Annotated in this window: 20 protein-coding genes; 3 read left to right on the forward strand and 17 right to left on the reverse strand. The window is 37.7% G+C overall.

Annotated features, from left to right (window positions below):
- Position 1 precedes the first annotated feature (1 nt).
- Complete coding sequence (locus B2906_RS08030) at positions 2 to 2,989, reverse strand: tetratricopeptide repeat protein (RefSeq protein WP_219958712.1); 2,988 nt, start codon at positions 2,987 to 2,989, stop codon at positions 2 to 4.
- Positions 2,990 to 3,005: 16 nt separating this feature from the next.
- Positions 3,006 to 4,028, reverse strand: coding sequence for a DNA polymerase III subunit delta (gene holA / locus B2906_RS08035; protein WP_144605000.1), 1,023 nt, complete (start codon positions 4,026 to 4,028; stop codon positions 3,006 to 3,008).
- A 120-nt stretch (positions 4,029 to 4,148) separates the two neighbouring features.
- Between holA and B2906_RS08040 the strand changes: the two genes are divergently transcribed.
- On the forward strand, positions 4,149 to 4,838 hold the full coding sequence (locus B2906_RS08040; protein WP_144604998.1) for a tetratricopeptide repeat protein: 690 nt from the start codon (positions 4,149 to 4,151) through the stop codon (positions 4,836 to 4,838).
- Position 4,839: 1 nt separating this feature from the next.
- Here B2906_RS08040 and B2906_RS08045 read toward each other — a convergent pair whose 3' ends face one another.
- Positions 4,840 to 5,682 carry a universal stress protein gene (locus B2906_RS08045; protein ID WP_144604996.1) on the reverse strand — a complete coding sequence of 281 codons (843 nt, stop codon included), beginning with the start codon at positions 5,680 to 5,682 and terminating at the stop codon, positions 4,840 to 4,842.
- A 9-nt stretch (positions 5,683 to 5,691) separates the two neighbouring features.
- A complete protein-coding gene (locus B2906_RS08050; RefSeq protein WP_219958711.1) occupies positions 5,692 to 6,612 on the reverse strand; it encodes a 2-hydroxyacid dehydrogenase in 921 nt (306 codons plus the stop codon).
- Positions 6,613 to 6,849: 237 nt separating this feature from the next.
- Between B2906_RS08050 and B2906_RS08055 the strand changes: the two genes are divergently transcribed.
- Complete coding sequence (locus tag B2906_RS08055) at positions 6,850 to 7,698, forward strand: DUF2911 domain-containing protein (protein ID WP_219958710.1); 849 nt, start codon at positions 6,850 to 6,852, stop codon at positions 7,696 to 7,698.
- A gap of 181 nt (positions 7,699 to 7,879) precedes the next feature.
- On the opposite strand, the gene B2906_RS08060 is transcribed toward B2906_RS08055, so the two are convergent.
- From B2906_RS08060 to B2906_RS08115, 12 genes are all read right to left on the reverse strand, one after another.
- Positions 7,880 to 9,580, reverse strand: coding sequence for a sodium:solute symporter (locus tag B2906_RS08060; protein WP_286937362.1), 1,701 nt, complete (start codon positions 9,578 to 9,580; stop codon positions 7,880 to 7,882).
- A 102-nt stretch (positions 9,581 to 9,682) separates the two neighbouring features.
- Positions 9,683 to 12,148: a PIG-L family deacetylase gene (locus B2906_RS08065; protein ID WP_219958708.1), complete on the reverse strand. Its 2,466-nt coding sequence runs from the start codon at positions 12,146 to 12,148 to the stop codon at positions 9,683 to 9,685.
- 78 nt (positions 12,149 to 12,226) lie between these two features.
- Positions 12,227 to 13,363 (reverse strand): acyloxyacyl hydrolase, encoded by a 1,137-nt coding sequence (locus tag B2906_RS08070; protein ID WP_219958707.1) that lies wholly within the window; start codon positions 13,361 to 13,363, stop codon positions 12,227 to 12,229.
- 137 nt (positions 13,364 to 13,500) lie between these two features.
- On the reverse strand, positions 13,501 to 14,703 hold the full coding sequence (locus B2906_RS08075; RefSeq protein ID WP_219958706.1) for a tetratricopeptide repeat protein: 1,203 nt from the start codon (positions 14,701 to 14,703) through the stop codon (positions 13,501 to 13,503).
- A 25-nt stretch (positions 14,704 to 14,728) separates the two neighbouring features.
- Positions 14,729 to 17,251, reverse strand: coding sequence for a DNA gyrase subunit A (gene gyrA / locus B2906_RS08080; RefSeq protein WP_219958705.1), 2,523 nt, complete (start codon positions 17,249 to 17,251; stop codon positions 14,729 to 14,731).
- Positions 17,252 to 17,346: 95 nt separating this feature from the next.
- On the reverse strand, positions 17,347 to 18,363 hold the full coding sequence (locus B2906_RS08085) for a hypothetical protein (RefSeq protein WP_286937376.1): 1,017 nt from the start codon (positions 18,361 to 18,363) through the stop codon (positions 17,347 to 17,349).
- Positions 18,364 to 18,950: 587 nt separating this feature from the next.
- Positions 18,951 to 20,015, reverse strand: coding sequence for a DUF4221 family protein (locus B2906_RS08090; RefSeq protein ID WP_286937377.1), 1,065 nt, complete (start codon positions 20,013 to 20,015; stop codon positions 18,951 to 18,953).
- Positions 20,016 to 20,101: 86 nt separating this feature from the next.
- Positions 20,102 to 20,290, reverse strand: a complete 189-nt coding sequence (locus tag B2906_RS08095; RefSeq protein WP_286937378.1) for a hypothetical protein — start codon at positions 20,288 to 20,290, stop codon at positions 20,102 to 20,104.
- Positions 20,291 to 20,419: 129 nt separating this feature from the next.
- Complete coding sequence (locus B2906_RS08100) at positions 20,420 to 20,923, reverse strand: hypothetical protein (RefSeq protein ID WP_286937387.1); 504 nt, start codon at positions 20,921 to 20,923, stop codon at positions 20,420 to 20,422.
- A 123-nt stretch (positions 20,924 to 21,046) separates the two neighbouring features.
- Positions 21,047 to 21,697, reverse strand: coding sequence for a ribulose-phosphate 3-epimerase (gene rpe, locus B2906_RS08105; protein ID WP_286937409.1), 651 nt, complete (start codon positions 21,695 to 21,697; stop codon positions 21,047 to 21,049).
- 37 nt (positions 21,698 to 21,734) lie between these two features.
- Complete coding sequence (locus tag B2906_RS08110; protein ID WP_286937413.1) at positions 21,735 to 23,399, reverse strand: S8 family serine peptidase; 1,665 nt, start codon at positions 23,397 to 23,399, stop codon at positions 21,735 to 21,737.
- Complete coding sequence (locus tag B2906_RS08115; RefSeq protein WP_286937416.1) at positions 23,386 to 24,063, reverse strand: hypothetical protein; 678 nt, start codon at positions 24,061 to 24,063, stop codon at positions 23,386 to 23,388. The genes B2906_RS08110 and B2906_RS08115 overlap by 14 nt, the downstream gene beginning before the upstream one ends.
- A gap of 102 nt (positions 24,064 to 24,165) precedes the next feature.
- Between B2906_RS08115 and B2906_RS08120 the strand changes: the two genes are divergently transcribed.
- Complete coding sequence (locus B2906_RS08120; protein WP_286937422.1) at positions 24,166 to 24,786, forward strand: phosphoribosylanthranilate isomerase; 621 nt, start codon at positions 24,166 to 24,168, stop codon at positions 24,784 to 24,786.
- A gap of 35 nt (positions 24,787 to 24,821) precedes the next feature.
- Here B2906_RS08120 and B2906_RS08125 read toward each other — a convergent pair whose 3' ends face one another.
- Positions 24,822 to 25,769 carry an aldo/keto reductase gene (locus B2906_RS08125; RefSeq protein ID WP_286937429.1) on the reverse strand — a complete coding sequence of 316 codons (948 nt, stop codon included), beginning with the start codon at positions 25,767 to 25,769 and terminating at the stop codon, positions 24,822 to 24,824.
- Positions 25,770 to 25,837: the final 68 nt, after the last annotated feature.

Below are 25,837 nucleotides of genomic sequence, written 5' to 3' on the forward strand. Positions count from 1 at the left end.
ATTATTTAAGGTTTTGAAGTTTAGCTTGAGCCATTGATTTAATCTCAGCATTTGGAGTGTTTTCTACAATAGATTCTAGTGTTGCTTTCGCTTGGAAGCTTTCTCCTGATTGAATATAATTTTCGGCAAGCAGGATAAACATCCTTCCATACCAGTAGTCAAAATCCACAAAAGGTCCTGACAGATCAAAAATGGCATTGTTAGATTGCTCAATTTGACCTTTTGCTCTGTAAGAATCTGCCAAAAGGAATAAGCCTTCTGCACCTTGCACAGTTTTAAATCCATCCACCAGAATTGCCAAACTGATTTCGGCTGCATCTCTTCGACCTAATGCTAATTGGGATTTTGCTTTGAAGAGCAGGGCTTTAGGTTTAGCCTGAGGTAGGATCCCATCCAGTTTTTCCAGCCTCTCAGCAGTGCTTATCACTTGATTATGCTTTTGTGTTTGGAAATAAGCCAACACTAAGCCCTCCAAAGCTTCCGCTTCTTCTATTTTGGTTCTTGCATTCTGAGAGGAAGTCTCCAAATAAGGAATCGCCTGCTCATAATTTCCTTTGGAAAGTTCTATGCTACCAATTTTCTGAATAGCCTTCAATCTTTGTGGAGAAGCAGGCTCTTTTTCCAAAGCTCTGAATGAAACCAATGCTTTTTCTTTATCTCCCAACTGCAAATAGGAATCTCCCAAGAAATATAATGCGTCGGAACGCTGTGCAGACTGGGGGTAGGATCTCAGATAGTTTTCAAAGGATCTGGTAGCCTGTGAATAGCTTTTTTCAAAATACAAGCTTTTAGCAGCTTCAAACTCTAAAGACTGCACTGATCCACCATCCGGATTGGACCTCTTGTAATTTTCTAAATAATCCGAAAACTCGCCGGATCTTCCTTGCAAAGCCAAAGTTTCCTGCAATCCTTTCAGTGCCGTTTCTGATGATTGCGAATTTGGATGCTGATCTAGAATTGCTCTATAATCCCTGATCGTGTTATCATAATTTCTCATAGAGAAATTGGCTACAGCTCTACCCTCCAAGGCATAAGGAACAAAAGGACTGTTTGGTCTTTTGTTGATCAATTCAGTAAATGCATTGGCAGCTTCGGAGTAGCGAGTTTCCTCCATGAAAATCTGACCTCGTTGGAAAAGTGCGTCTTCTAAATAGAGCGAGTTCGGATAGTTTGAAATCAACCTTTCCAGATTGGCCAATGCTGCATTATTGTTTGATTGGAAATTTTGTACAACGGCTAATCTGAAATAGGCATAATCTATCCCTTCATTTCTTTCTGTAATTGCCAACTGAAATGTTTGCTCAGATTCTCTGAATCGCTTTTGAACATAATAGCAATCGCCTAATCTCAATAAAGCATCACCATAATTCTCCTTATCATTCCTATTTCTGAGTCTATCTGTGTAGGTCTTAAACTGTTGTTCGGCCTGAGCATATTTTTGGCTATTGAAATAGGCATAACCTAATCCATAAAGACTTTTATTGATGTAGGAACTTGAAGTGGTACGACCTAAATTGATCGCTGTCTCATAGGATTTAATAGCAGCATTCAAATCACCGGAAGCAGCATAAATCTCACCTTTCCAAAAATGTGATTCCAAAATCAAATCCTTGTCAATGGGATACTCCAAAGATTTGTTGAGATAAGAAATAGCGGCTGGGAATCGCTGATCCCTGTAATATACCATTGCCTGATAAAAGGCTACTTTTTGATAGGCTTCTCTTATTCTTGGTGACTTGTTGTTGATTTTGTCCATCTGCTCTATTGCACGCAGATAGTCATTGGTGTTAATCAAAGCTTCTGATAATAGGGTTTCAGCTTCGCCTTTAAATTTGCCTCGAGGATAAGTTTCCAAGTATTCATCCAAGCCTGAAATTCCAGCCTGAAAGCTCCCTTTTTGCAAATTGACCTTGGCATAATTGAAAATAGCTTCCTCCTGAATATTCTTGTTGAATGTGGAAGTTGAAGCAGCCTTGAAAGAAGTGCTGGCAAATTGGAAATTATCCAATTTGAGATAAGAATGTCCTAAATAGTAGCTTGAAGCTTGGCCCAATTCATCATTAGAAGAAGCAGAGACTTTTAAGTAATCAGCTGCACGCTGATAATTTTTGATTTCAAATTGAGCTATCCCTCCTTTATATACCTGCTCACGAGTCAATTCTCCTTTTCTGGCATTGACGAAAGCATCATAATTCTCAGCTGCCTTGTTAAACTGTTTTTTTGCAAAATAAGCCTCTGCCAAATACAAGTGAATCATTTCTTTCCTTTCCAGATTAGAAACTGATGCTAATTTGGGTTCTGCGTAAGAAATCAATTCATCAAAATTTTTCTGCTCATAATACATGGCCGCCAATAGATAAGGAACTTTATTGGCATAAAACTGAGACTTAGAAGCCGCTTGAAGATCTGCGATAGCTTTCTGTGAATTCCCGTTTTTCAGGGCGATATATCCTGAGTAATAATAGGCATCAAAACTTACCGGTTGGTTTAAAGTCTTTGCTTGATCAAAAAAAGGAGCTGCCTTGGAGTATTCATTCAATTGGAAGTATGCATAACCCTGCTTAAATAATACATCTGCCCTAGCTTCCGCATCTAATTTTTCGCTTTTGACTAAGCTATATCCTTCTAGAGCTTCCCTATAATTTCTTTTATAGAAAAAATGATCCCCCATATATAAGCCCGCAGTAGCTACAGATGGATGATTTCCATTTTCCAGTATATAGGTTTTCATTAAGCCGGGTCCATTGGGAGCCTCCAACTGCAAAGCAGACATGGCTGCATGAAGTTGTCCACTCCTACTTTGTTCGGAACTTAATGGTAAGTTTTGGATTTGCAGATTATCCAAAAGAGCGGCAGAAAAAAGCTGCTTATCAAACAACTCGACTTGCTCATCGATAGATCGCTGGGGACTGGTTTGGTACAAACCGGATTGAGCTTGGACTTTCAAACACAGACCCAGGCTTGCTAGAAGCACCAGGTGGTATTTCATAAATGGAATAAGGGGTTCAGTGTAAAATCTTATACACAAGCTCGCGGAGGTTTTCTGATTCGCTCAAACTCCCGGAGTCAACTCCTTTAAAACGAAGATCAGCCTCTTTGATGTATCTGAACACCTCAATTACCTTGCCCAATTTATAGTTTCTGGCTGCGATCACGTATTCCTTTGCAACAAAGGGAGGAACTCCGATTACACTGGCTACCTGGGAATCTGAATATACCTTGGATTGATGAATCAGCGCTATCCTGGTAAAGTAATTGTAAATCAGGGAGAAAAGTGGAATTACCGGATGTGCTTTTGGATTCTGAGAAAAGTAGTGAATGATTTTATTAGCTTTTCCCACATCCCGAAAACCAATCGCTTTTAGTAATTCAAAATTGTTGTAATCCTTATTGATGCCAATGTACTTGGAGATATGATCTACAGTTACCTGAGTGGCTCCCTGAAAATTGATCAACATTTTACCTACCTCATTGGTCAATACCTCCAGATTATTTCCAATGGAGTCTGCTAATAATTGACAAGCTTTGGGTTCAATGCTATGCCCCATATCTTTGAAATAAGCATCTATCCAAGCCGGAAGTTTATAATCCTGTACTTTATCAGATCTTACATAGACTGCTTTTTTATCTAAGTCTCTGTATAGCGCAGATCTACCATCCAATTTTTTATGCTTATGCGCCAGAACTAAAATGGTGCTGGGCAAAGGATTTTGAAGATAACCCTGCAAAAGCTTTACTGAATCCTCTTTGCCTAGATCTGGTAAACTCTGAAATTCCTTGACAATGACTACTTGCCTTTCAGCCATCATAGGAAACTTTCGGGCATTGTTGAGAATCAATCCCATATTGGAATCTTTTCCATAAAGCACAATTTGATTGAAGCTTTTCTCGTGCTCAGCAATGGCGTTTTTCTCAATAAAACTGGTAATCAAATCCACGTAAAAAGGCTCTTCTCCATCTAAAAAATAAATAGGAGCAAATTTCCCTCCTTGCAGATCTTTAAGAACATTAACTGGATTCTGTGGCATAGACTCAACTGATTCGGCTTTAAAGATAACAGGACAGTCCGAATGGGAACAAAAACCAAAGGAAGTTTATTTGGCAAAACTATTCAGGGATTAATTTTGTATTAAATAAAACGATTGAATATGAATTTCGAAACAGGTATCAGTTTATATAAAGAAGGTAAGTTTCAGGAAGCGCTAGAGGTTTTTAACTTCCTGATAGAAAAGGATGACTCTTCCACAGAATTGCTTTTATATAGAGGGAGAATACTATCCAGGCTAGGTCAAACAGAAAATGCCTTGGCTGATTTTGATAAAATCGTAGCCCTGGAACCCTACAATACCAATTTCATTTCTGATAGAGCTGTTGTTCTTCACCTGCTCAAAAGAAATGAAGAAGCCTTAACTGAATTTGATAAGGCAGCTAACTTAGACCCATCCAATCCCTATAGATATAGCAGCAGGGCTTTTTTCAAAGACAGAATCGGTGATTTGAAGGGAGCTATTGAGGATTATGAAAAAGCAATTGAACTGGATCCTGAGGATGCAGTAGCTTATAACAATAAAGGATTGGTGGAAGAAAAACTCGGCTATCAGTCACATTCAAAAAAGAGTTTTGAAAAAGCGGATGAATTGGTAGGATACAAACCAAACCAAGATCAAGAAGACGCACTTCCGAAGATTGGAACTGAAGAAAAGAAGCCTATTCAGCCCATTGCCAAAGAGGAAGAAAAGCTGACTTTATCCTATTTTTTCAAAACTTTAAAATCAGTAATTGTGGATGAAAAGGCCAGGAAAGAGTTTATTACTTTCCTGAAAAAACCTTTTCAATAAATCAAAAACCTTTGATTACCCAAAGTGGCTTATTGATGAAATAAGCCATTTTTTTTGAAAGACTCCTGGTAAATACCCTATCGAAAAAATCCTTCTTTTCACTGAGAGTTATCAGCATATCCCCTTTGGAGGTTTGCAGGTAATTTTCCAAACCCAAAGCCAGATCGTCGCGGAAGCTTTTCAACACATAGTTGACCTTATCATACTTGATAAAGGGTCTAAGTTCATCTGTCATAATTTGATGAAGAGATTTATCCGTGGCACGTTTACCCTGACTCGCATGAACTATATCCACCTCGGCATCATAGTACCTGGCAAGATCTATGATTTTTTGCACGGCCAATTTATCTTCTTCCAAATAATTGGTGGCAAAAATCAATTTTTTAGGTCTCTTGAAAAATACTTTTCTTGGGACTACCAAAACATCTATTTCGGATTGCTCTACTATTTTACTCGCTCTAGAACCGATAATATTTTTCCTTAACTCATTCATTCCTTCGGTTCCCACAACAATAATATCCGCCTTGACTTCTTTTGCCAAAGACAGGGATTCTTCCACAATTTTTCCATCTACTATTTTCCACTCACAGGATTCCAATCCATTTGGCAAACTCTCCCGTTCTATCGCTTTATGCAAGCTTTTAAGTTTATCTTTTAAAAAATCCATCTGATAAACAGCGTTGATGTCCATAGGAGATAGCTTAAGATAATCTTCCGTATTGGCTACATGAAACAGAATTAGCCTTGAATTATACTTTTCTCCTATCCTAGCAGCATATTCAATTGCATTCAGAGAACACTCAGAAAAATCAGTCGGACAAAGTATAGTATGTGTTTTATTCATTCGTGCAGTTTAATATCCTTTTTCACGGTCTACGGGATTTAATAGTTCATGGTTATTCTTAACTCTACTAAAGTTTTCTAAAATTTGAGGAACGGCAGCTTTTGGGTTAGTAACACTAGCAATATGAGGAGTAATGGTGATTTTTTCTTGATCCCAAAATAGATGATTTTTTGGTAAGGGCTCTTTTCTGTAAACATCAAGCAAGGCACCTGAGATATATCCTTCATTTATAGCATTGATTAAATCCTCTTCTACCAAATGTTTTCCTCTCGCCACATTGATCAAATAAGTCCCTTTTTGACAGGATTTGAAAAATTCCATATCAAGTATATTCTCAGTATCCTTGGTCAATGGCAACAAACAAACGACCACATTTATTTCCTGCAAAAATTCATTCAGTTGCTCTTTGGTATAATATGGGAACTTGAAATTCTCTTTGGCAGTAAAACCAAGACCAGCGACTTCAAAGCCCATAAAATCTAACTTTTCCAAAACATCATAGCCTAAAGCCCCTACTCCCATGACACCAACTTTCACAGGAATCTCAGGATTACTCATATCCCAAACTTTACGCTTTTGATCCTTTTGATATCGGGTGATTTGTCTATGGTAGTTCAACACTCCCATCACCACATAATTGGTCATAGACCAAGTGAGTCTATCATCTACGATTCGAACAATGGGAAGGTGAGCCGGAATACTGGGATCAGTTAAAATATGATCAACGCCAGCTCCCATAGAACTAACTAGCTTCAGATTCGGAAAATCAGATAAAATCCCTTTGGGATGCTGCCAAACAAGAACTGCTTCAACTTTCTCAGGTTCAGTAATTTCTGGATAAACCTGAATATCTAAATCCTCCTTGTAAGATTTTAATGCTTCAATCCATGGTTCTGGATTCTTCCCGGGACAAATGATTGCTAAATTCATAATGCAAATTTCTAAATTCCTTTACTCCTTTCGAATAACTGCAAAGAATCATAGGCCCACTGATCAAAAAAGAAATTATTTTTGAACTTCCTAGAATTTTAAGCCTTAATAGACAGTTATAGCTTAAAACAAAGGCAATAAAAAATTCATTCCAATATACCGCAATGGTATTTAAAGGCACATAAATTGATAAGTTCTTGAAGCTTAACAAAACGTATTTAAACTAAATTTATATCAATGAGAAAGTCAATTATTCCAATTTTATTATTTACCCTATTTTCCTTCAGTTTTGGGTTCGCACAGCAAATTCAAATGCCTCAGGCATCACCTTCAGCCAAAATTTCTCAAAAAGTTGGTTTAACAGATGTCACTGTAGATTATTCCAGACCGAGCACAAAAGGAAGAAAGATTTTCGGGGAATTGGTTCCCTTTGGACAGGTATGGAGAACTGGTGCCAATTCGGCAACTACTGTTGAGTTTTCAACAGAAGTGAATATTCAAGGCAATAGCATTCCAAAAGGTAAATATGCTTTATACAGCATTCCGGGGAAAAATAAATGGACAGTAGTTCTATCCAAAAACACTCAGCTTTGGGGAGCAATTGGATATAGCCCAGAGGATGATATTCTTAGGTTTGATGTTACCCCCAATAAACTAAGCAGAAAGTACGAAACTTTTGAAATCAGCTTCAATAACATGACTGACAATGGAGCTGACCTTTCTATGAAATGGGAAAATACCAGAGTGGATTTTAGAATCACAACAGAGGTGGATCCTATTGTGATGGCGCAAATCAAGGAAAATGTAATCGATACTAAAACCAAAGATCCAAGCCTACTTTATGCTGCATCTAGCTATTACTTCACAAATAATAAAGATCTGGACCAAGCGTATGAGTGGATTTCTGAATCTGTATCCTCAGATCCAAAATATTGGACCATGCATCTTAAAGCTAAAATTGAAGCGAAATTAGGCAAAAAAGAAGCGGCTAAAACCTCAGCAAAAGAGTCAATGAAGATGGCTGAAGAAGCCAAAAACCCAGATTATGTAGGGCTCAACGAGCGATTGATCAAAAGTTTGGATTAATATTCTTCACGATAAGATTTCTTAGAGAGGCTGTCTCAAAAGCGCAAATTGTCACACTGATCGTCCCGACAATTGAACGGGATCGATATGTAGGCCAAAAAGATAGAAATGGCCTTCAACTCCCTGTCTGCGACAGGCAGGCGCTCAGGCTGACACTAAAGCTATTTATGAGACAGCCTCTTTATTTTTTCAGAAACTGGATAATTGTACTGAATAGCATTACAGACAAACACCCTATGGCATTGTACCAGAGAAACCCTATTTCCCATTCAATTCCAAAAAGGCCTACACCATTTCTGAAATGAATCAATAATATCAAGGCTTGAGACATTAATGCTGAAATAAAAACAGCTTGACCTTTCACCCACTTCATCAGAAATCCTACTAAGAATATTCCAAGGATTGTTCCATAAAACAAGGAACCCAACAAATTCACAGCTTGAATTAGATTTTCAAAAAGGGAAGCGTATATGGCGAATAATATAGCCCCTGCCCCCCAAAATGCGGTGAAAAATTTAGAAGAAAAGACGTAATGATTGTCCGTTCCGTCCTTTTTCATGGAACGCTTGTAGAGATCTATGGTAGTTGTAGATCCCAATGAGTTCAACTCTGAAGCACTGGATGACATAGCCGCTGAAAATATTACCGCAAAGAGTAATCCAATGATTCCTTTTGGTAAATGATCCATGACAAAGCGCATGAATACATAATCCGTATCCCTAGTTTCAGCAACAGGATCATTTTTGACAATTAACTCCTTTACATCATCCCTGATTTGATTTTGCTCTACCTTGAGTGTTTGAAGTTGTTGCTGCAACTCTCTTTCTTTGGCCTCATCTTCTTTTTCAATCGCTGCCAGCATTTCCATATAGCTGGATTTACTCGTTTCAAAATTTCGAGTGTAATTGTCTTTCAAAATCTGATATTCCTCAGAGTAAGGACTATCCTCCAACTTTTCTGTTTGAACTTGATTGAATATGACCGGAGGCTGATAGAATTGATAAAAAACGAAGACCATTACTCCGATGAAAAGAATAATGAATTGCATGGGAATCTTTAAAAATCCATTCATTATTAATCCCATTCGGCTTTGGGAGAGGGACTGACCGGATAAATATCTCTGAACCTGACTTTGATCTGCTCCGAAATAAGATAAAAACAAAAATACCGCTGCAGTCATTCCTGACCAGACATTATATCGATCAGATGGATCAAATTCAAAGGTGACAATATTTAGTTTCTCCATTTTCCCAGCCACATGCAGCGCCTCGGTTAATGAAACAGGTATCAGCTGTATCACTATAATTCCTGCCAAAATCATCCCTCCCATCATTACTGCCATTTGTTGCTTTTGCGTAATGGACACTGCCTTAGTTCCTCCTGAAACGGTGTAAATAATGACAACAACCCCAATGAAAATTACAGTCCAGGTTAGGTTCCAGCCTAATAAGGTAGAAAGAATGATCGCCGGCGCATAGATGGTAATTCCTGCCGCTAGCCCCCTTTGCACAATAAATAATAAGGCTGCGAGTGTTCTGGTTTTTAAATCGAAACGATTTTCCAGAAACTCATAAGCAGTGTAGACTTTCAGTTTGTAATAAATAGGAATAAAAAAAACTGAGATAATGATCATAGCCAATGGCAAGCCGAAATAGAACTGGATAAAGCCCATTCCACTTTCATAAGCCTGCCCTGGTGTGCTGAGAAAAGTAATAGCAGAAGCCTGAGTCGCCATAATGGAAAGCCCTATGGTCCACCAGTTCATAGTATTACCCCCTCTCAGGTAAGAATCTAGATTCTTTTTGCCTCTGGTCATGTAAATACCATAAGCGGCAATGGAACCCAAGGTTCCAAAGAGTACAATCCAATCAATTAAACTCATGAGAAGGATTTCATTAGCAAGAAAAATAGCACGATCAATCCGCCTAAACTAAGCATTAAGCCAATATACAGGTTTCTCCATTTGATATCTCGCTCTTCCAAATTATTGTTCGATCAGATTAATGAATAATTTAATTGCACCGGGAACGGCTGCCGGTAATTCTCTAAAGAAGGAAAGCCCGGTATACACATAGGTTCCCTTACCATACTTTGCATAAATCAATGAACCTGTTTTTGGGTCTTCCCCAGGATCATTCATCACCAAAGGTGTGCTGTACTCCTCTGAAAGCCTTCCAGCAAAATACAAGCCTCTTTCCTGAATCCAACCTTCAAAGTCACTTGCAGTGATTGGATTTGGCCCTATTAGTAGTGGGTGTTGATAATCTGCCAATACTTCCGCCCCTTCCACAGAAACTCTATCCCTTGTTATGGTAAAAGGATAAGGCCCCAATTGATTGGTAAGTAAAGGAGATGAAGTATTATACTGCACGATCAAGTTGCCACCAGAACGGACATACCCCATTAAAGCTTGCTGATTGGAGGCCAAATCTAGATTTGTATTGTAAGCTCTGATACCGACAATAATGGTTTTGAATTCAGCTAATTTTTCTACTGTATAATCAGCAGGCCCAATCATTTTTACTTGATAACCTAAAGCTTCAAGCACCTGTGGCACATCGTCTCCCGCACCGGGAATATATCCCAAAACATTACCTGAAACTTTCCAATCTTCCTGAATTAAGGCAACCTCTGCAGTAGTAAAGTAGGTCAAATTCGGAATGTGCTTGTATCGTATATGATGGGTGATTTGATCGAATACTGCTCCATCTGAGGTGATATATTGAGCGGTGATCATCTTTTTCCCCTTTCCATTCGGGAGAAAACCAACCTTGTAAATTCTCTGCTTCAAAACAGGATTATCTGTTACCTCCAATATTTGATATTGATTTGGCTCTAAACCTTTAAAATTCAGCTTTCCATCTGCAATTTGATCTTTGAAATTTACTGTGACCTCCAAAGTTGGGTTAGAAGTTGGCAACTGAAAAACTGCTTCTTTGGAAAGGCTAAGATCTATTTTGGGAATTATGGTGAAAGGTTGCTTCACCTCTCCATCCACCTGATCATTGAATTTATGAAATAGCTGAACGGGGAAAGAAAATTGCTCTCCTCCTAAAGTAAAGTTCACATTTCCACCTATCTGAATATCATTGAAAGGCTTACCAATAAGGGTCTGATCCTTGACGGTATACATCGCGTCTCCTTCCTTGTAGTCTTTTAGCCAATAAGGTTGAGAAAAGGAAGCATTATCTGGAATCTTAAAATTCACATCGATTTCTACAGGCTGATTATTGGAGATTTGGTCTTTTTCGCCTTTTAAGATGGAATTGAAAACCTCAAATTCAAGATTTTCCACAGCACTTTTGGAAGGATTATTAAAAATGAAAAAGCCCTGTACTTCTGAACCTGGAAAACCGGTTTCTTTATTTGTATTGAATTCGAAATCTATACCCAACACTTGCAGAATCAGTCGATCCAGTGCTTCTTTCTTTTCAAGAAACCAGGTGGCTTTACTTTTTTGAGTAGCAAAAGTTCTCCTTAGGGCTAATAGATTTTGAAGATTTGATTCAGGATTTATAAAGTCAAAATCTTTGATAGTCTTCTTCAAAAGATCTTGAACTTCTTTTGAGTTAGACAATTCATTCCACCTTGATTTCACCCCATCAAAAGGTGAGTCAGTAAATCCCTCCCCTTTGGTAAATTGAATATGATCCAAAGCTTCTCCAATTCCAGCTGTGGAGCCGAAGCCCTGAGATTTATGCATGGTCCTGCTATCAGCCGCAATTTGACTATATGTCTGTCCCAAAAGAGGATTGAAATTTCCAGTAGGAAATGCGTGATATATTTGCCCCTCCTCTTCTACAAATTCTCCACGGAAGTTATAAGCATTCCAAAAAATCCGTTTCGGTTGCCAAACTTCCACATGCTTTAACTGCTCTGGAAAGGCCTTTGGGTCCCCTGCTAAATCAAAGGCCTCCTCTGCTAAAATAGCAGATGTGGTATGATGCCCGTGTGTTACCCCAGGAATGGTATTGAATCTTGTGATGATAATATCCGGTCGGAATTTGCGAATGACCCATACAACATCGGCTAGTATTTGCTCCTTTTCCCAGTTAGTCAGGGTTTCGTCTGGATTTTTACTATAGCCAAAGTCTTTGGCCCGGGTGAAAAATTGCCTTCCCCCGTCTGTTTCTCTAGCCTTGAGTAGCTCCTGAGTTCGAATTTGTCCCAACCCAATCCCCAACTCTGGTCCTATCAAATTCTGGCCACCATCTCCACGCGTAAGGCTCAAATAAGCAACTTGAGCCATCTCCTCATTAGCTAAATAGGATATTAGCCGGGTGTTTTCATCGTCAGGGTGTGCTGCTACATAGAGTACTCTCTTGGTCTCTTCAATTTTTAAAAGCTCATGATAAAGCTCTGAAGAGGGAAGAGATTGAGATTGTAATTGGTAAGAAATAAGACTTGCCATAAAGGCAAGCAAGCAGTGTGTTAGTTTTGGGTTTAGCATAGGAAGTTTTCGCGAAAACTTTCACAAACTACCTTTTGCTGGACGGAAATAAAAATTTTTTGTGATTAGTGGAAAAGTTCAATTACCAACTACCTTTTGTATTTTTCCGGGGATTGTGTAACCGATAGTAAATTCAAAGAAATCAGCTTTGGCTTTATGAGCTTTAATCTGTAATCCCCCGAATAAATGCTCATTGATTTTATATCTAACACCTATTCTTTCATAAAACCAACTTTCCTGATTTTCAGAATTGTAGTGGAGATAAGCTCCCAAACCTATTGGCATATACAGCCTATCATTCAGTTTCCATTCCCATGAACCTACGATTGCCAAGGAAGATTGATTAGAAAAGGTACCCTCCCTGCCTGGATATCTCGATTCGAATCCCGGGGCTATAAAATAATCTAAACCAAGTCCAATCCTGTACTTATAGGATGCATCCCACAAGTAATTGACACCAAATCCACCTCTGAAATAAGAAGGGTCTCCAACCTCATAATTTTTTGAGCCTAAATACAGAGCAAAATTCCAATATCCCCGCTTTTCAAGTTCTGGATAATCGATTGATCTAAGTGGTTCGGGGCTGATTTTATCAATATTATATCGTACTCCAAAAGCAATTGGAGCCAGATTAATTCCGGCATTAGGGCGCTTGGTAGCACCATTAGAATAATGCTTCAATCCTATTGTTGAAAACAGTTCAAAGTCCTGATTGAGCCTATAGTTTGCTTTAAAACCAAAATGAATATAGGCATTGAGCTCTGAGCCTATATATTGGTTCAATGGATTATCCAAAGAATCATAAGGATTAAGATTAAAACCCAACCCCAATTGAGCGAAGTAGGCCAAGTAAAGTTTTTTGTCTAGGTTTTTATTTGAAAATGGAAACTCTCCAAAACCATAAACTCCTTGGGGTCTGCCGATTTCAGGATAATAAGGAAGAGCCGTAGAAAAACCAATTCCAAAAGTCGGGTAACGATATAATTTATTATAAAAATTATTGGAGGTTTTTCTCCAGCCTAATCTAATATCAGCTCCACGATAGGATACAAGGTCTCTAATTTCATCAGCCCAATCTTTCCCATTACTGATCATAGGTCCATTTTCATAGGACAATTCCAGAATTTTCTGATACTTCTGTTGTCCCAATGATGGAAGAGAAAAAACCATTATTCCTAAAACCAAAAAAAGCCGCAAAGAAATAATTGAATTCATAAGGGATTTCGAGTGCAATTTTAAGTCCATTTATACGATGAAGACCTGAACTCTTGTTTCAAAAAGTAAATTTTATTCCAAACAAATAAAAAAGGATCACAAAAATGTGATCCTTTTATTTCAATATTTAATCGAGATTATCTTTCCATCCAATTTGGACCTAACAATTCGATCAATTTCTTATTGTATTTTTCAGCTTCAGCTGTGTTTTTCAAACGAGTGTGAATCTGGTATAGAATACCCATGATATCTGTATCATCAGGTCTCAATTGCAAAGACTTCTCAAAGTAAGGAATTGCATCTGAATAATACTGGTTTGCTTCTTTACCCATTGCCTCAGATCTCTTCTCCCACTCAGCATCAGAAAGTGAGTTTAGCTCAGCAAGAATTTCTCTAGATTTCTCCAATAGAAGAGCTCCTGCATAGTAGTTTCCTTCGTAGAAATCAGGATCAACCTGAACAGACTTTTTATAATCAGCCAAAGCACCGTCAATATCACCAGATTGCTCTTTCAAGTAACCAGATCTCAACAAGATGGAAGTGTTTTCCGGATCATTAGCTAGTGCCTCTTTGATTTGAGCCATTGCTTCATCCATTTTATTCAATTGAAGCAACAACTGAATTTCGTACTCAGCCAAGATTTTATCTGAAGGATAATCTTCTCTAGCAGCCATTACAATATCATAAGCGGCTTCTGGGTTTTTCTCCTCAGTACTTAAAATTTGCACCATGAAGTAATAAGCATTTAGCTTATTGTATTCAGGGATCTCAAGCAAATAGCTAAAGTGTTTTTTAGCATCTTCAAATCTACCTAGATCATTTGCCAAGAAACCAGCATTGTAATGAATAGTAGTATCAGTTTTGTCTACCATTCCTGCCAGATTGAAAAACTCATAGGCCATTTCAAAGTCATCCTCATTGTATTGATTAATGGCTTTATCAAATGAGGTGTTTTTTAACGTGTTAATAGAGTATGGTCTCAAGTTTTCAGGTACACCAGGAATATCATCTTCCAAAACTGCCTCACCTGTTTTTGATGACGCACCAGCTTTTTCAAGGGTTTGCTGGAAAGTCTCATAAGCGGCCTGACCTTTTTCTAAAGTTTCCATTGTATTGGAAGAGTCAGATCCGAACATTTTCAATTGGATCTTTGCTTTCAACAAATGTGTTTCAGGATCAGCACCAGTTTCAGGGTCTTGCAGAGCAGTATTCACTTCAGAAAGAGCGGTGGCTAAATCACCGTTTTTAAAGTTTTTCTCTGCTGAGCGTACCACTTTCTTTTGTCCAAAGGCCAAAGTCGTTGCGCCGACCAAAACCATTGATAGAATTAGCTTCTTCATTTATTTAGCGTTATAAATTGTTTGGTTATTCATCTTTATCTTCTGAATTCTCAGAAGAATTTTCTGCAATTTGGGAAGAATCTATTTCTTCTACATCTTCTTCTTTCGAGATTTTTTCAACAGAAGAAATTTCATCATTTTCCCCAACTTTTATTAATCGTACTCCTTGGGTGGCTCTACCCATGACTCTTAGATTATCCACTGAAATCCTGATAATAATTCCGGACTTATTAATAATCATTAAATCATCTGTGTCGACTACCTCTTTGATCGCTACCAGTGAACCGGTCTTCTCGGTAGTGTTCATGGCTTTGACACCTTTACCCCCACGATTGGTAATTCTATATTCGTCAAGGTTAGAACGTTTTCCATATCCTTTCTCAGAAACTACCAACAGAGTTGCATTTTCTTCGGATGCACATACCATGCCAACCACATAGTCGTTAAGATTATTTAAGGTTATGGCTTTAACACCCGTGGCAGTTCTTCCCATCGGTCTTACAGCTGATTCGTGGAAGTGAATAGCTCGTCCTGACTTCGCTGCAATCACAATGTGTTGATCTCCATTAGTCATATCTACATTGACCAATTGATCATCCTCTCTGATATTAAGAGCTATAATACCATTAGACCTTGGTCTGCTATATTGTTCAAGAGTAGTCTTTTTAATGACACCTTGTTTAGTGACCATTACCAAGAAGTGATTATTCACATAATCTTCATCATTCAAGTCGTCTACTTGAATAATCGCCCTAATCTTATCGTCTTGCTGAATATTTATCAGGTTCTGGATTGGTCTACCTTTAGATGTTTTTCCACCCTCAGGTATGGCATAAGTTTTCAACCAGAATAACTTCCCTTTATCGGTAAATATCAATAAGTAATTGTGGGTAGACGCGGTAAACAAGTATTCAGTGAAATCATCCTCTTTGGTGCTTACACCTCGAGAACCAACTCCACCTCTACCCTGGGTTTTATATTCTGTAAGGGCTGTTCTTTTAACATATCCTTGATGAGAAACAGTAATAATTACTTCCTCATTTGGGATCATGTCTTCATAGCTGAAATCTTCCGCGTTGTGCTCAATTTCAGTTCGGCGATCATCTCCATAACGATCCTTCATTTCTTGAAGTTCCGTCTTAATAATCTCCATTCTTTTGTCTTCGTTAGCAAGAATCTCTTTCAATTCCTCTATCAAAGCCATAATTTCCTTGTATTCCTGGATGATTTTGTCGCGCTCCATTCCTGTCAAACGCTGCAATCTCATATCCAAAATCGCTCTGGCTTGAATCTCACTTAATTCAAACCTTTCCATCAAACCGTTTCTAGCAGTTTCTGGGTCAGCTGAATTTCTAATTAAAGCAATTACTTCGTCTAAGTGATCCAAAGCGATCAAGTAACCCTCCAAAATATGAGCTCTTTTTTCTGCTTCTCTTAGCTCATACTCGGTTCTTCTTACTACTACTTCATGCCTATGGCTTACATAGTGTACGATTAGATCCTTCAGGTTCAGGGTCTGTGGTCTTCCTTTAACAAGGGCCACGTTATTTACTGAGAATGAAGTCTGTAGCTGCGTTTGCTTGTACAAGTTGTTTAAAACAACATTCGCCATCGCATCCCTTTTCAGTTCGTATACGATTCGCATACCTGATCTATCAGATTCATCGCGAATGGCAGAAATTCCATCAATTTTCTTTTCGTTGATTAAGGCAGCGGTTTTTTCTACCATGCTCGCCTTATTCACCATATATGGAATTTCGGTGATGACAATCATTTCTTTGTTCCCACCTTCTTTGGTCTCTACATTCGCTTTTCCGCGAACTACAATACGACCTCTACCTGTTTCGAAGGCAGCCTTAACTCCATTGTAACCATATATAATACCACCGGTCGGGAAATCAGGCGCTACAATATGCTCCATCAGTTCTGCTACCGTAATATCTCTATTATCTATATAGGCTACGATGCCGTTGATCACCTCTGTCAAATTATGAGGTGCCATATTAGTAGCCATACCTACTGCAATTCCGGAAGCTCCATTAAGTAATAGAGCAGGAACCTTAGCAGGAAGAACAATCGGCTCTTTTAGAGAGTCATCAAAATTGAACTGAAAATCAACAGTTTCCTTATTGATATCTACCAGAAGTTCCTCGGCGATTCTTTTCAACCTTGCCTCGGTATAACGCATCGCTGCAGGATTATCTCCATCGATGGAACCAAAGTTACCTTGTCCATCTACCAACTGATATCGCAAAGACCAAGGCTGGGCCATACGAACCATGGTATCATAAACTGCTGAGTCACCGTGCGGGTGATACTTACCTAGTACCTCACCGACAATTCTGGCAGACTTTTTATAAGGTTTGTTGTGTAATACTCCCAATTCCTGCATCCCGTAAAGGATTCTTCTATGAACTGGTTTGAGTCCGTCTCGGACATCCGGAAGCGCTCTTGAAACAATAACCGACATCGAATAATCGATGTAGGCTCCGCGCATTTCCTCTTCAATGTTAATGGGTATAATGTTCTCGTTTTCTCCTTGAGCCATAGTATGCTATTCACAGGGTATATTAAGCCTGCAAGATAGTAAAAAGCCTAAGCTTTTGAAAAGAGAATGTGAACTCTAGGCAAGGAAAAACGAGCTTAATACCATTGGCCTATTTTTCTATTCTGTAGATTAAAAATTGAACTGCCTCTATATTCTATTCCATTGTGCATGTGTTTCATTACTACACCACAACCCTGAACTTTACATCTTTTTGTTCCAGGGAAACGCACAGAAAAACCTAACTGCATCGCATATACCTGTTGGTCAATGTTTTGCAATTCAGAATAGTCAAAAGAAGCAAAGGTAAACTTCCTAAATTCAGCTCCTCCTTTGATAAACAATTTGGTATATTCTGAAAAATCACGCTCTAATCGCAGACCGATTCCATAATAAGGTTCGTTAGCAACGGCCAAGCGGGGGGTATAATTTCCATTGGCATTTAAAGAAGGATCAAAGGCTTTTTTTAGTGTTAACTGTCCAAATTCACCCTCTAATATGACTCTCCAAGGATACAATTGCCTCACTCTTTGTTTCAATTCGGACTGCATATAAATGTTAGCACCGGCATATTTTCTATACTGCCATTGCAAAAACTTCGCTCTTTTATTGGCGTCCCAAAGAACCAATCCAACTGTTCCGTACAATTTACTAACTTGATAGGAGGCTCCTTCGAATTCAAATTCGAAATCTCCACCTCGGATCGGAGAAAGATTTCCCCATTCCTGACCATAGCCCCCTCCGATTGTAAGGAGGTTAAAAACATTAATTCTCAGTCCTGCATTGAATAATGGAGCTGTCCAATCATTACCGCGCATCACCAAAGGATTTTCTTCAGAAATATCCAGTGGCTCTTCAAAATTTTGAAACTGTGTTAGCGGATATAGACTGGGGTTTTCTGAGAAAAAGCTGGTTCCAAATTGATGATAAGCAGCTCCCCCTGAAATCTCTACGGCAAACATTTCTAAGATATTCCTGCTCAAATTTCCTACAGAGGACTCACTTTTAGGATTTTTGGCCTTTCTGCTGATTCCAAAAATATCTTCGTCTTGAGCAAAAGATGATATAGGAATCAAAAATATGAGCAATGCAAAGAGAAAATTTTTTGAATTCATAAAATGTTAACGAAAATTAGAGATTGTTTGGTGTAGAAATAGAGATAGGATAAACCACGATAACCTGTACCGCATTTTAAATTAAAGAAATATGTAGCAAAAAATTGATTTCTTTCCAATTTATTAAGGACGATCTGAAACTTCTATTACAAGAGAACCTTTAATAGAAGTAAGGATCAAGCCATATGAATTTTGCAATCAGGCACTCTTCTATCAAATGAACTTTGAGCATTACAATTACTAGAAAAAAGAGGTAAAACGTTATCTGACTATCCGCAATCATGTCAGTTTCCTTATTTTCCTTGCTTGACAGGTTGGATACTTCGCTCAGCACTGGCAAACGATGACCGAAGGCAAAAGCTTCCGGATTCTGATCCTTACAGCAGACAATAAGCCGTATTTTTGTCAATATTTGTGAGAAAACGGATATTCATAAAACATAATAATCAATAATAGATTAAGTAATTTTAAGTAAGAATAAAAATTGCAACTAAAGCGAACTATGCAAATTGAACTAATGGCACCTTTCTAAAAATAGCTTAAGCAATAAAATTATCGCCAAAACTCGGGCTTTTGCATTAGATTCATCAATGAGGATATACTTTAACAAACCTAATTTTATTCTCCTGTTCTTTGGAAAAGTTTCCATCAATTAAATACAGTCCACCATTAGTAATATGGGCACCTATATGGGTCAAAAAATTGGGTAAATCAATTTCTTGAATTAATTCGAGACTACTATTTAAGATCATTAATCTTGTTCTTCTTTTTTTTGATTTTTCATCACCATCAGGATAGGAGTATATTCGATAATACATATTTTTATGTTCATCAAAAATCAAAGTTCGATATATGCCATTTTGAAAAAAATGTTTTTTTGAGTCATTGTTATTCGTTTTGTCCCCTTTGAATTCATGTATATCAAAATGACCCTTTGATAAAACCTCAATCTTTTTCCATTTCCTTGACCTCGTATCGTTTAAATAAACATCTCTTGCAGAATAGTTGAAAATCAGGATTTTATCTTGAATAATGATATTATTATGAAAAAAATAATCGTTGGAAATTGAATTCAAATTAAATCCTGGATATTCAGCCACTTCCTTTAGGTCAAAGGATGATAAGTCTAATGAATAAATAAATGGACCATTCAACAGATCTTTTGTTAATGCCATATAATCAAAAGCTGTAAAATAAAGTACGTTTTCCTTAAGAAAGGACTTATTGGAACCAAAGAAACTTGGAGAAACGAGAAATCCAGTAGAATTTTTAAGGTTACCAATATCTGCGATAATATTACCTTCAAAATCAATTTCAACGATTCTACCAAGGTCTGCTATAAAAATTCTATCATTTAAGATCTGAAAACCTAGGAATTTTCTAATCAAGTTTGGCCCTTCGAAAGGCAAATAAATTCGATTATTTAAGCCAAATTCATTTTTAAAAAAATCCAAACTTTTCGTATGGATATTATAGAATATATAATCCCCATTATACGATTGATGATAAACAGATGGAGAATTGGATGTACTGTCATCAATAGGAATATCAAAATAATCAGCTTTTTCTATCTCAAAATCAGTTAATGAAATTTGATTATTTTGTTTACATGAAAAAAGTAAAATGAAAAAAAATATTAAATAGTTCTTCATTTAAAGCCAAGGTTAATAAAATCCCCTAAAATTTTTAATAAAAAAAGTGGTTTTTCAATCAGAGATCGAAAAACCACCACTACTAATTAAGGTTGAGGAGCAACTACGAAACAATCTCCAGATACCGGCATACAATCGGCCCAATATAATGTGCCATCATCCCCGATAATTTCATAAAGAGACCACCATTCGTTGGCTACTGCTGAATTAGCACCAGAAAATGAAACCCCAAAAAGCAGCATCATAGAACAAATAAGAATTTTAATTTTTTTCATAGCATTTGATTTTAAGTAAATGAAAAAAGGGAATCCCAAAAGATTAATTAAATATCGCGATGGTTAAAACTAAAAAAAAAAAACACCTTCCAAAGAAGGTGTCGAATAATTTATTAATTAAACTTAATTTTACATTCCATCACTTTCAGCTTCTTTAGCTGCAGCTGCTTGAGCTTTTTTTGACTCAACTATAGAATCTATTTTTTCTTTTATCGCAGGATCTGATTTAGCGCCGTTAACCTTGTTGTAAGTTGATACACCTAGGATTTCATCATCCATGATTAAATTTGTCTTATACTCTTTAGCTTCTTCTTGTAATGAAGCCATGAAATCTAGTACTCCTTGGAAAGCTGCAATTTCATCCTCAGTCACATTGGCTTCAGCCATTTTTTCCTCATTTCCCCATACAGCTTTTATCTCATTGTATCTTGCACCGCCCTGAAAGATTTCATTTCCAGAAATCATATTTTTTAATTCTTCTGTTTTGTCATTGACAAACTGAGCAGTTAAAAACTCGACGTTGGCGTATTTTTCAATTTCCTCATCAGTCACAGGCTCTTCGTTTGCTTCTTGTGCAAAACCAGTTAAACCTAAGAAAGCAAAGAAAGCTCCAAATAACAATACTTTTTTCATAATCATTAGTGAGTTTAGTTTACGATAAGCTTTCAAAGAAATACCTTAAAGTCAAAAAATCAAGTAAAAATCGCTAGAATTAAGGTTTTTTAGGATAAATGGTATTCAACCTAAATTATATATCTAAATATTTTTTAATTCTGAAATTGTTTCCTTGGGATTCGAAGAATTAAATACAAAACTACCCGCTACTAAAACATCGGCTCCTGCCTCCATCAATTTGGGAGCATTATCAAGATTTACCCCGCCATCAATTTCTATTAATGTCTCAGAGCCTTTAGTATCAATCATCTCCTTCAAACGAGAAACCTTGGAATAGGTATTTTCTATAAATTTTTGCCCTCCAAAGCCGGGATTAACAGACATGATACAAACCAAATCCAGCATTTCTAAACTGTCGCTCAAAAGCTCTACAGGCGTATGAGGATTAATCGCAACACCAGCCTTAATTCCTAATTGACGGATTGCCTGCAGCGATCTATTCAAATGCTTACAAGCCTCATAGTGCACACTGATGATAGAAGCTCCTGCATTTTTAAATGCCTCCAGATAATTATCCGGATCCATGATCATCAAATGCACATCCAAAGGCTTTCTTGCATGGCGGTGAATAGCTTCAGTAACCGGAATGCCAAAAGATATATTGGGAACAAATAAACCATCCATGATATCCACATGAATATAATCTGCATCGGATTCGTTAAGCATCTCTACATCGCGCTGTAAGTTGGCGAAGTCTGCTGCAAGGATGGAGGGTGCAATTTTTGGTTTCATAATTCTTTTAAGGACTATTTCGATCAACCTGTCCTTTTTAATACCTGTATAACTTAGTCTGCTTAATCAATTTACCCTCTTGGAGTCTAATTAGATAAAGGCCTGGTTTGATTCCTTCCAAATTAACCCAATAAGGATTTTGATTTGATCCTCTTAGGATAGTGGATTTCAAAACTGATTTTCCGCTAAAATCAATTAATTCAAATGAAGCTTCATTACCGGTTCCAAAATAAATGCTCAACTCATTTTCCTCAATTGGGTTAGGGTAAACCTTCCATAAAATAGCTTCCTCATTTTCCTCGACACTCAGGATTTCTCCATAATAAGCCTTGAAGAAGTTAGGAATTCCATAACCTAGAAGATTATCCGGCTTTTCAAATTGACTTGCGCTTCTCAGAAGATTATCTATCAACTCCGCTCTGGTCCATTCTGGTTTAGCCTGCCATAAGCCAGCTGCTAATGCTGCAACTTGTGGAGCTGAAAAAGAGGTTCCATTAGCAAAACCCACATTCCCATTAGACCTGATTAAAGCTGTACCGTTCCCATATGCTGCCAAATCAGGTTTGATCCTGCCATCGCCAGTGGGACCTCTCGAACTGAAACCTGAAACAGAAAGGTCCTGGTTTACTGATCCTATAGCTAGGATATTGGGAGAATCGGCTGGAGCTACTAAAGAGGAGACTCTAGAACCATAATTTCCTACACTATTTACTACCAAAATACCTTTAGATGCTGCAATATTGGCTGCTTTGGTGATAGTGGTAGTGTTTCCATCCAAATCGTTGATGGTATAGTTCATAGAAGTATCATCAAAGTCCCAGTATCCAACAGAACTATTGATGATATCCACACCCAAAGAATCTGCAAATTCGGCTGCTCTGAGCCAATTGTATTCCTCTACCCAATACTCAGTCGCTACCTCCTCTGTCATAGCCAAAATATAGCTGGCATCAGGAGCTCCTGCTATTATTTTCCCATCCTCATTGGATGCTATCAAAGACAATACGTTTGTTCCGTGCTGATTATCGCCATAAACATTGTTATTCCAAGGTCTAACAAAGTCACGTGTTGCAACAATCTGATTTTTTTGAAATAAATGACTTAATGAAGATGCGGTATTTGCACCGGGAAAACCAGCATCAAAGACAGCTATGGTGATGCCCGCTCCTTTGAAACCCAATTTGTGCATTTCATCGATTCCCAAAAGTTTATTCTGGAAATCAGAAGGAGATTCCATGCTTTCCAAAACTCTTTCAGATTTACTGTCCGATTTACAAGCTTTTGCGGTAGATGATGCGAAAAGTCTTCTACCTACCCTAGCATTGGGATTAGGAAGAAATCCCCTACCTATGAGCGTGACTTTATCAACAAAAGGGAAGGAAGCTATCTCAGCCACTCCAGCTTCATCAGCCACTATAATCGAAGCATTCAGCCATTTACTTTGATAAAGAATATAATTTGACTTTTCAAATACAGCATCTACATATTTCTGCGCCACTGGTAAATCAGTACTGTCTGCCTGTACTCCTTCTCTCGCTCTTCTCTGTAAGGCTTTCGAAGTCAGAAAATCCTGAGGCTTGTCTAAGCTTAATCCATTTTGAGGTTTATACTTATAAAAAACAGCATATCTATCCTGCGCCCAAATAGATCCAACTGCCGAAAAATAAATAAAGGTTAAAACCAATAGCTTACTCGCTCTCATAATTCAATAATTTCATATGAATCTTACTCCCGGAGTCAATTAATTGTTCACCCAAACAATCATTTCTAGAACAATAAGTTAATACTTCATAGTACAACTCCACCATTCCAATCCCTTTTTCATAGCTTTCATAGCGAATATCTCTGAATGTAATTTGATCATCAGAATCCTCTTGCTCGATTTGAAATATTTCTGAAGAAGTGTCCCCTACTCTTTTTGCCACAAACTCATCGGAATTTTGACTTCTATATTTATTGCCATCCCATGTGGCTCCATCACGAATTGATTCAATCAAAATTACTATAGGTTGATTGTCTATAGTCCTAACAATATTCCCCTCTCTCACCAAAAGTGTATAATCCTTTTCCTTCACCCAATTTGATCTGTCTTCGGATTTGCTTCTTTGAATTATAAAAACCTGCTCTTTCGCGTCATTGACAAAGACAGTTCGAATTCTGTCTCTGTAAAAAAAGTTTGAGTCTTCAGAGTCATTTTCTCCAAAATAAATGGTTTGAGAAACCTCGTATTCCCATTGACTGCCTATTCTTAAGGAAATGTAATCCAAACCCACAGTTTGCATGGGTTCTTCTAACTCCCTTTCACAGGAAAAAAAACTGAATAGAATCAAAAAGCTAAAGATTGCTTTTGTAGATATTATTTTCATCAACCTAAAAATAGAAGGAATAAGTCAAATATCCTCTTTTAGATGCTGAACTCTATGGTCAAAATGACCTTTGTTTTTACCTTAGCGGAATAATTCAAAAAAATGGCGCTAAGTACTTTTGTAAAAATAGATGGAGTTACCAACCTCAGTGATGCCCGTTACTGTGCTGGGATGTATGTGGATGTATTGGGTTTCAATTTGGAAGAGAGTTCACAGAAATTTCTTAATCCAACTCAGTATGAAGAAATTACGGGTTGGGTTTCTGGTTTGGAGTTCGCTGCTGAATTTGAAACAGAGGAAGCAGATATCATCCAATTGAAATTGGAAAAATATCCGAACATAACTTGGATTCAACATCAGCGGCTGGACACTTTACTCAAATTGAAAGACACTGGGAAAAATCTCATTTTTCAGGCAGATATAGCTGAATTAGCACATATTGAAAGCCAAGTTGCAGAAAAACTTCAGAGTGAAGGGGTTTATTTATTACTAAAAGCGGATCATGAAAAACTGAATAAAGATGAATTGACTACTATATCAATCTTGGCGAAATCAATTCAAGTCATCTTAGGTTCAGGTATTTCAGCATTCAATGTAAAAAAACTAGTAGACGATCTGGGCTTATTTGGTATCTCTCTGGAAGGCGGAGAAGAAATAAAGCCCGGCCTGAAAGATTTTGATGAACTCGCTGATATACTCGAAGAATTAGAAGTAGAAGATTAAAAAAGTCCCGCAATTAATTTGCGGGACTTTTTTTTTTAATCCCAAAGATCAGTTGGTTTGTATGGACTCTGAGGACCTGTAAAGAATGAGCCATCTACAAAACGATGGGAAACCCCTATTTCATTCAATTCCATTACATCTTGCTTTGTCAGCTCAACCTGGGAGGCTTGAAAGTTTTCCTGAATTCTCCCTTGATTGACAGACTTCGGAATCACCACTACATCCCTTTGTATTGACCAGGCAATCAAAACCTGTCCTTCCGATATCTTATGTCTTTGCGCAATTTCTTTTACAGTTGGATTACTAAGCAAAACAGGATCATTTTGATGTTTTTCACCTCTGGAGTCTGGTGAGCCTAAAGGTGAGTAAGCAGTCATAAGAATTCCATTGGATTTACAGAATTCTACCAAATCAATTTGGGGTAAAAAAGGATGCATTTCTACCTGATTCATTTCAGGTTTTTGTCCATCCATGCTCATCAACTCAGTTAGTTTTTTCTGATTGAAATTTGAAACCCCAATATGCTTGGTCTTTCCAAGTTTTTTCTGTTCCTGCATAGCTTCCCAAGTTTGGGTCAATGGAACATCTTGATAGGTGTAAAACTCTTCTCTGTGGGAGGCAAAACTTACTCCATGTTTAAATGCTATGGGCCAATGAATCAAATAAAGATCCAGGTAATCCAAATGCAAATCGCTGAGCGTTTTATCCAAGGCAGGTCCAACATCTTCGAAGCGATGACTATCATTCCACAATTTGGAGGTGATAAACAAATCAGATCTTTTCGCCAAGCCTGCAGCGAAAGCGTCTGCTAAACCTTGTCCAACCTCTTTTTCATTGCCATAGATGGCCGCACAATCTATATGCCTGTACCCAGCCTCGATTGCCCAAAAAACTGCCTTCCTAACTTCTCCCGGTTTACTTTTCCAAGTTCCCAGTCCAAGAAGAGGAATGGAATCTCCATTTTTAAAATTCACTGATTTCATTTGTGTTGATTTATTTGAGGTCGTTGGAAAATCAAAATATTGATATCTCTACCTTTCCTTTTGACAAT

This window comes from Algoriphagus sp. UBA3586, from assembly GCF_002376385.1.
Classification (GTDB): domain Bacteria; phylum Bacteroidota; class Bacteroidia; order Cytophagales; family Cyclobacteriaceae; genus Algoriphagus; species Algoriphagus ornithinivorans.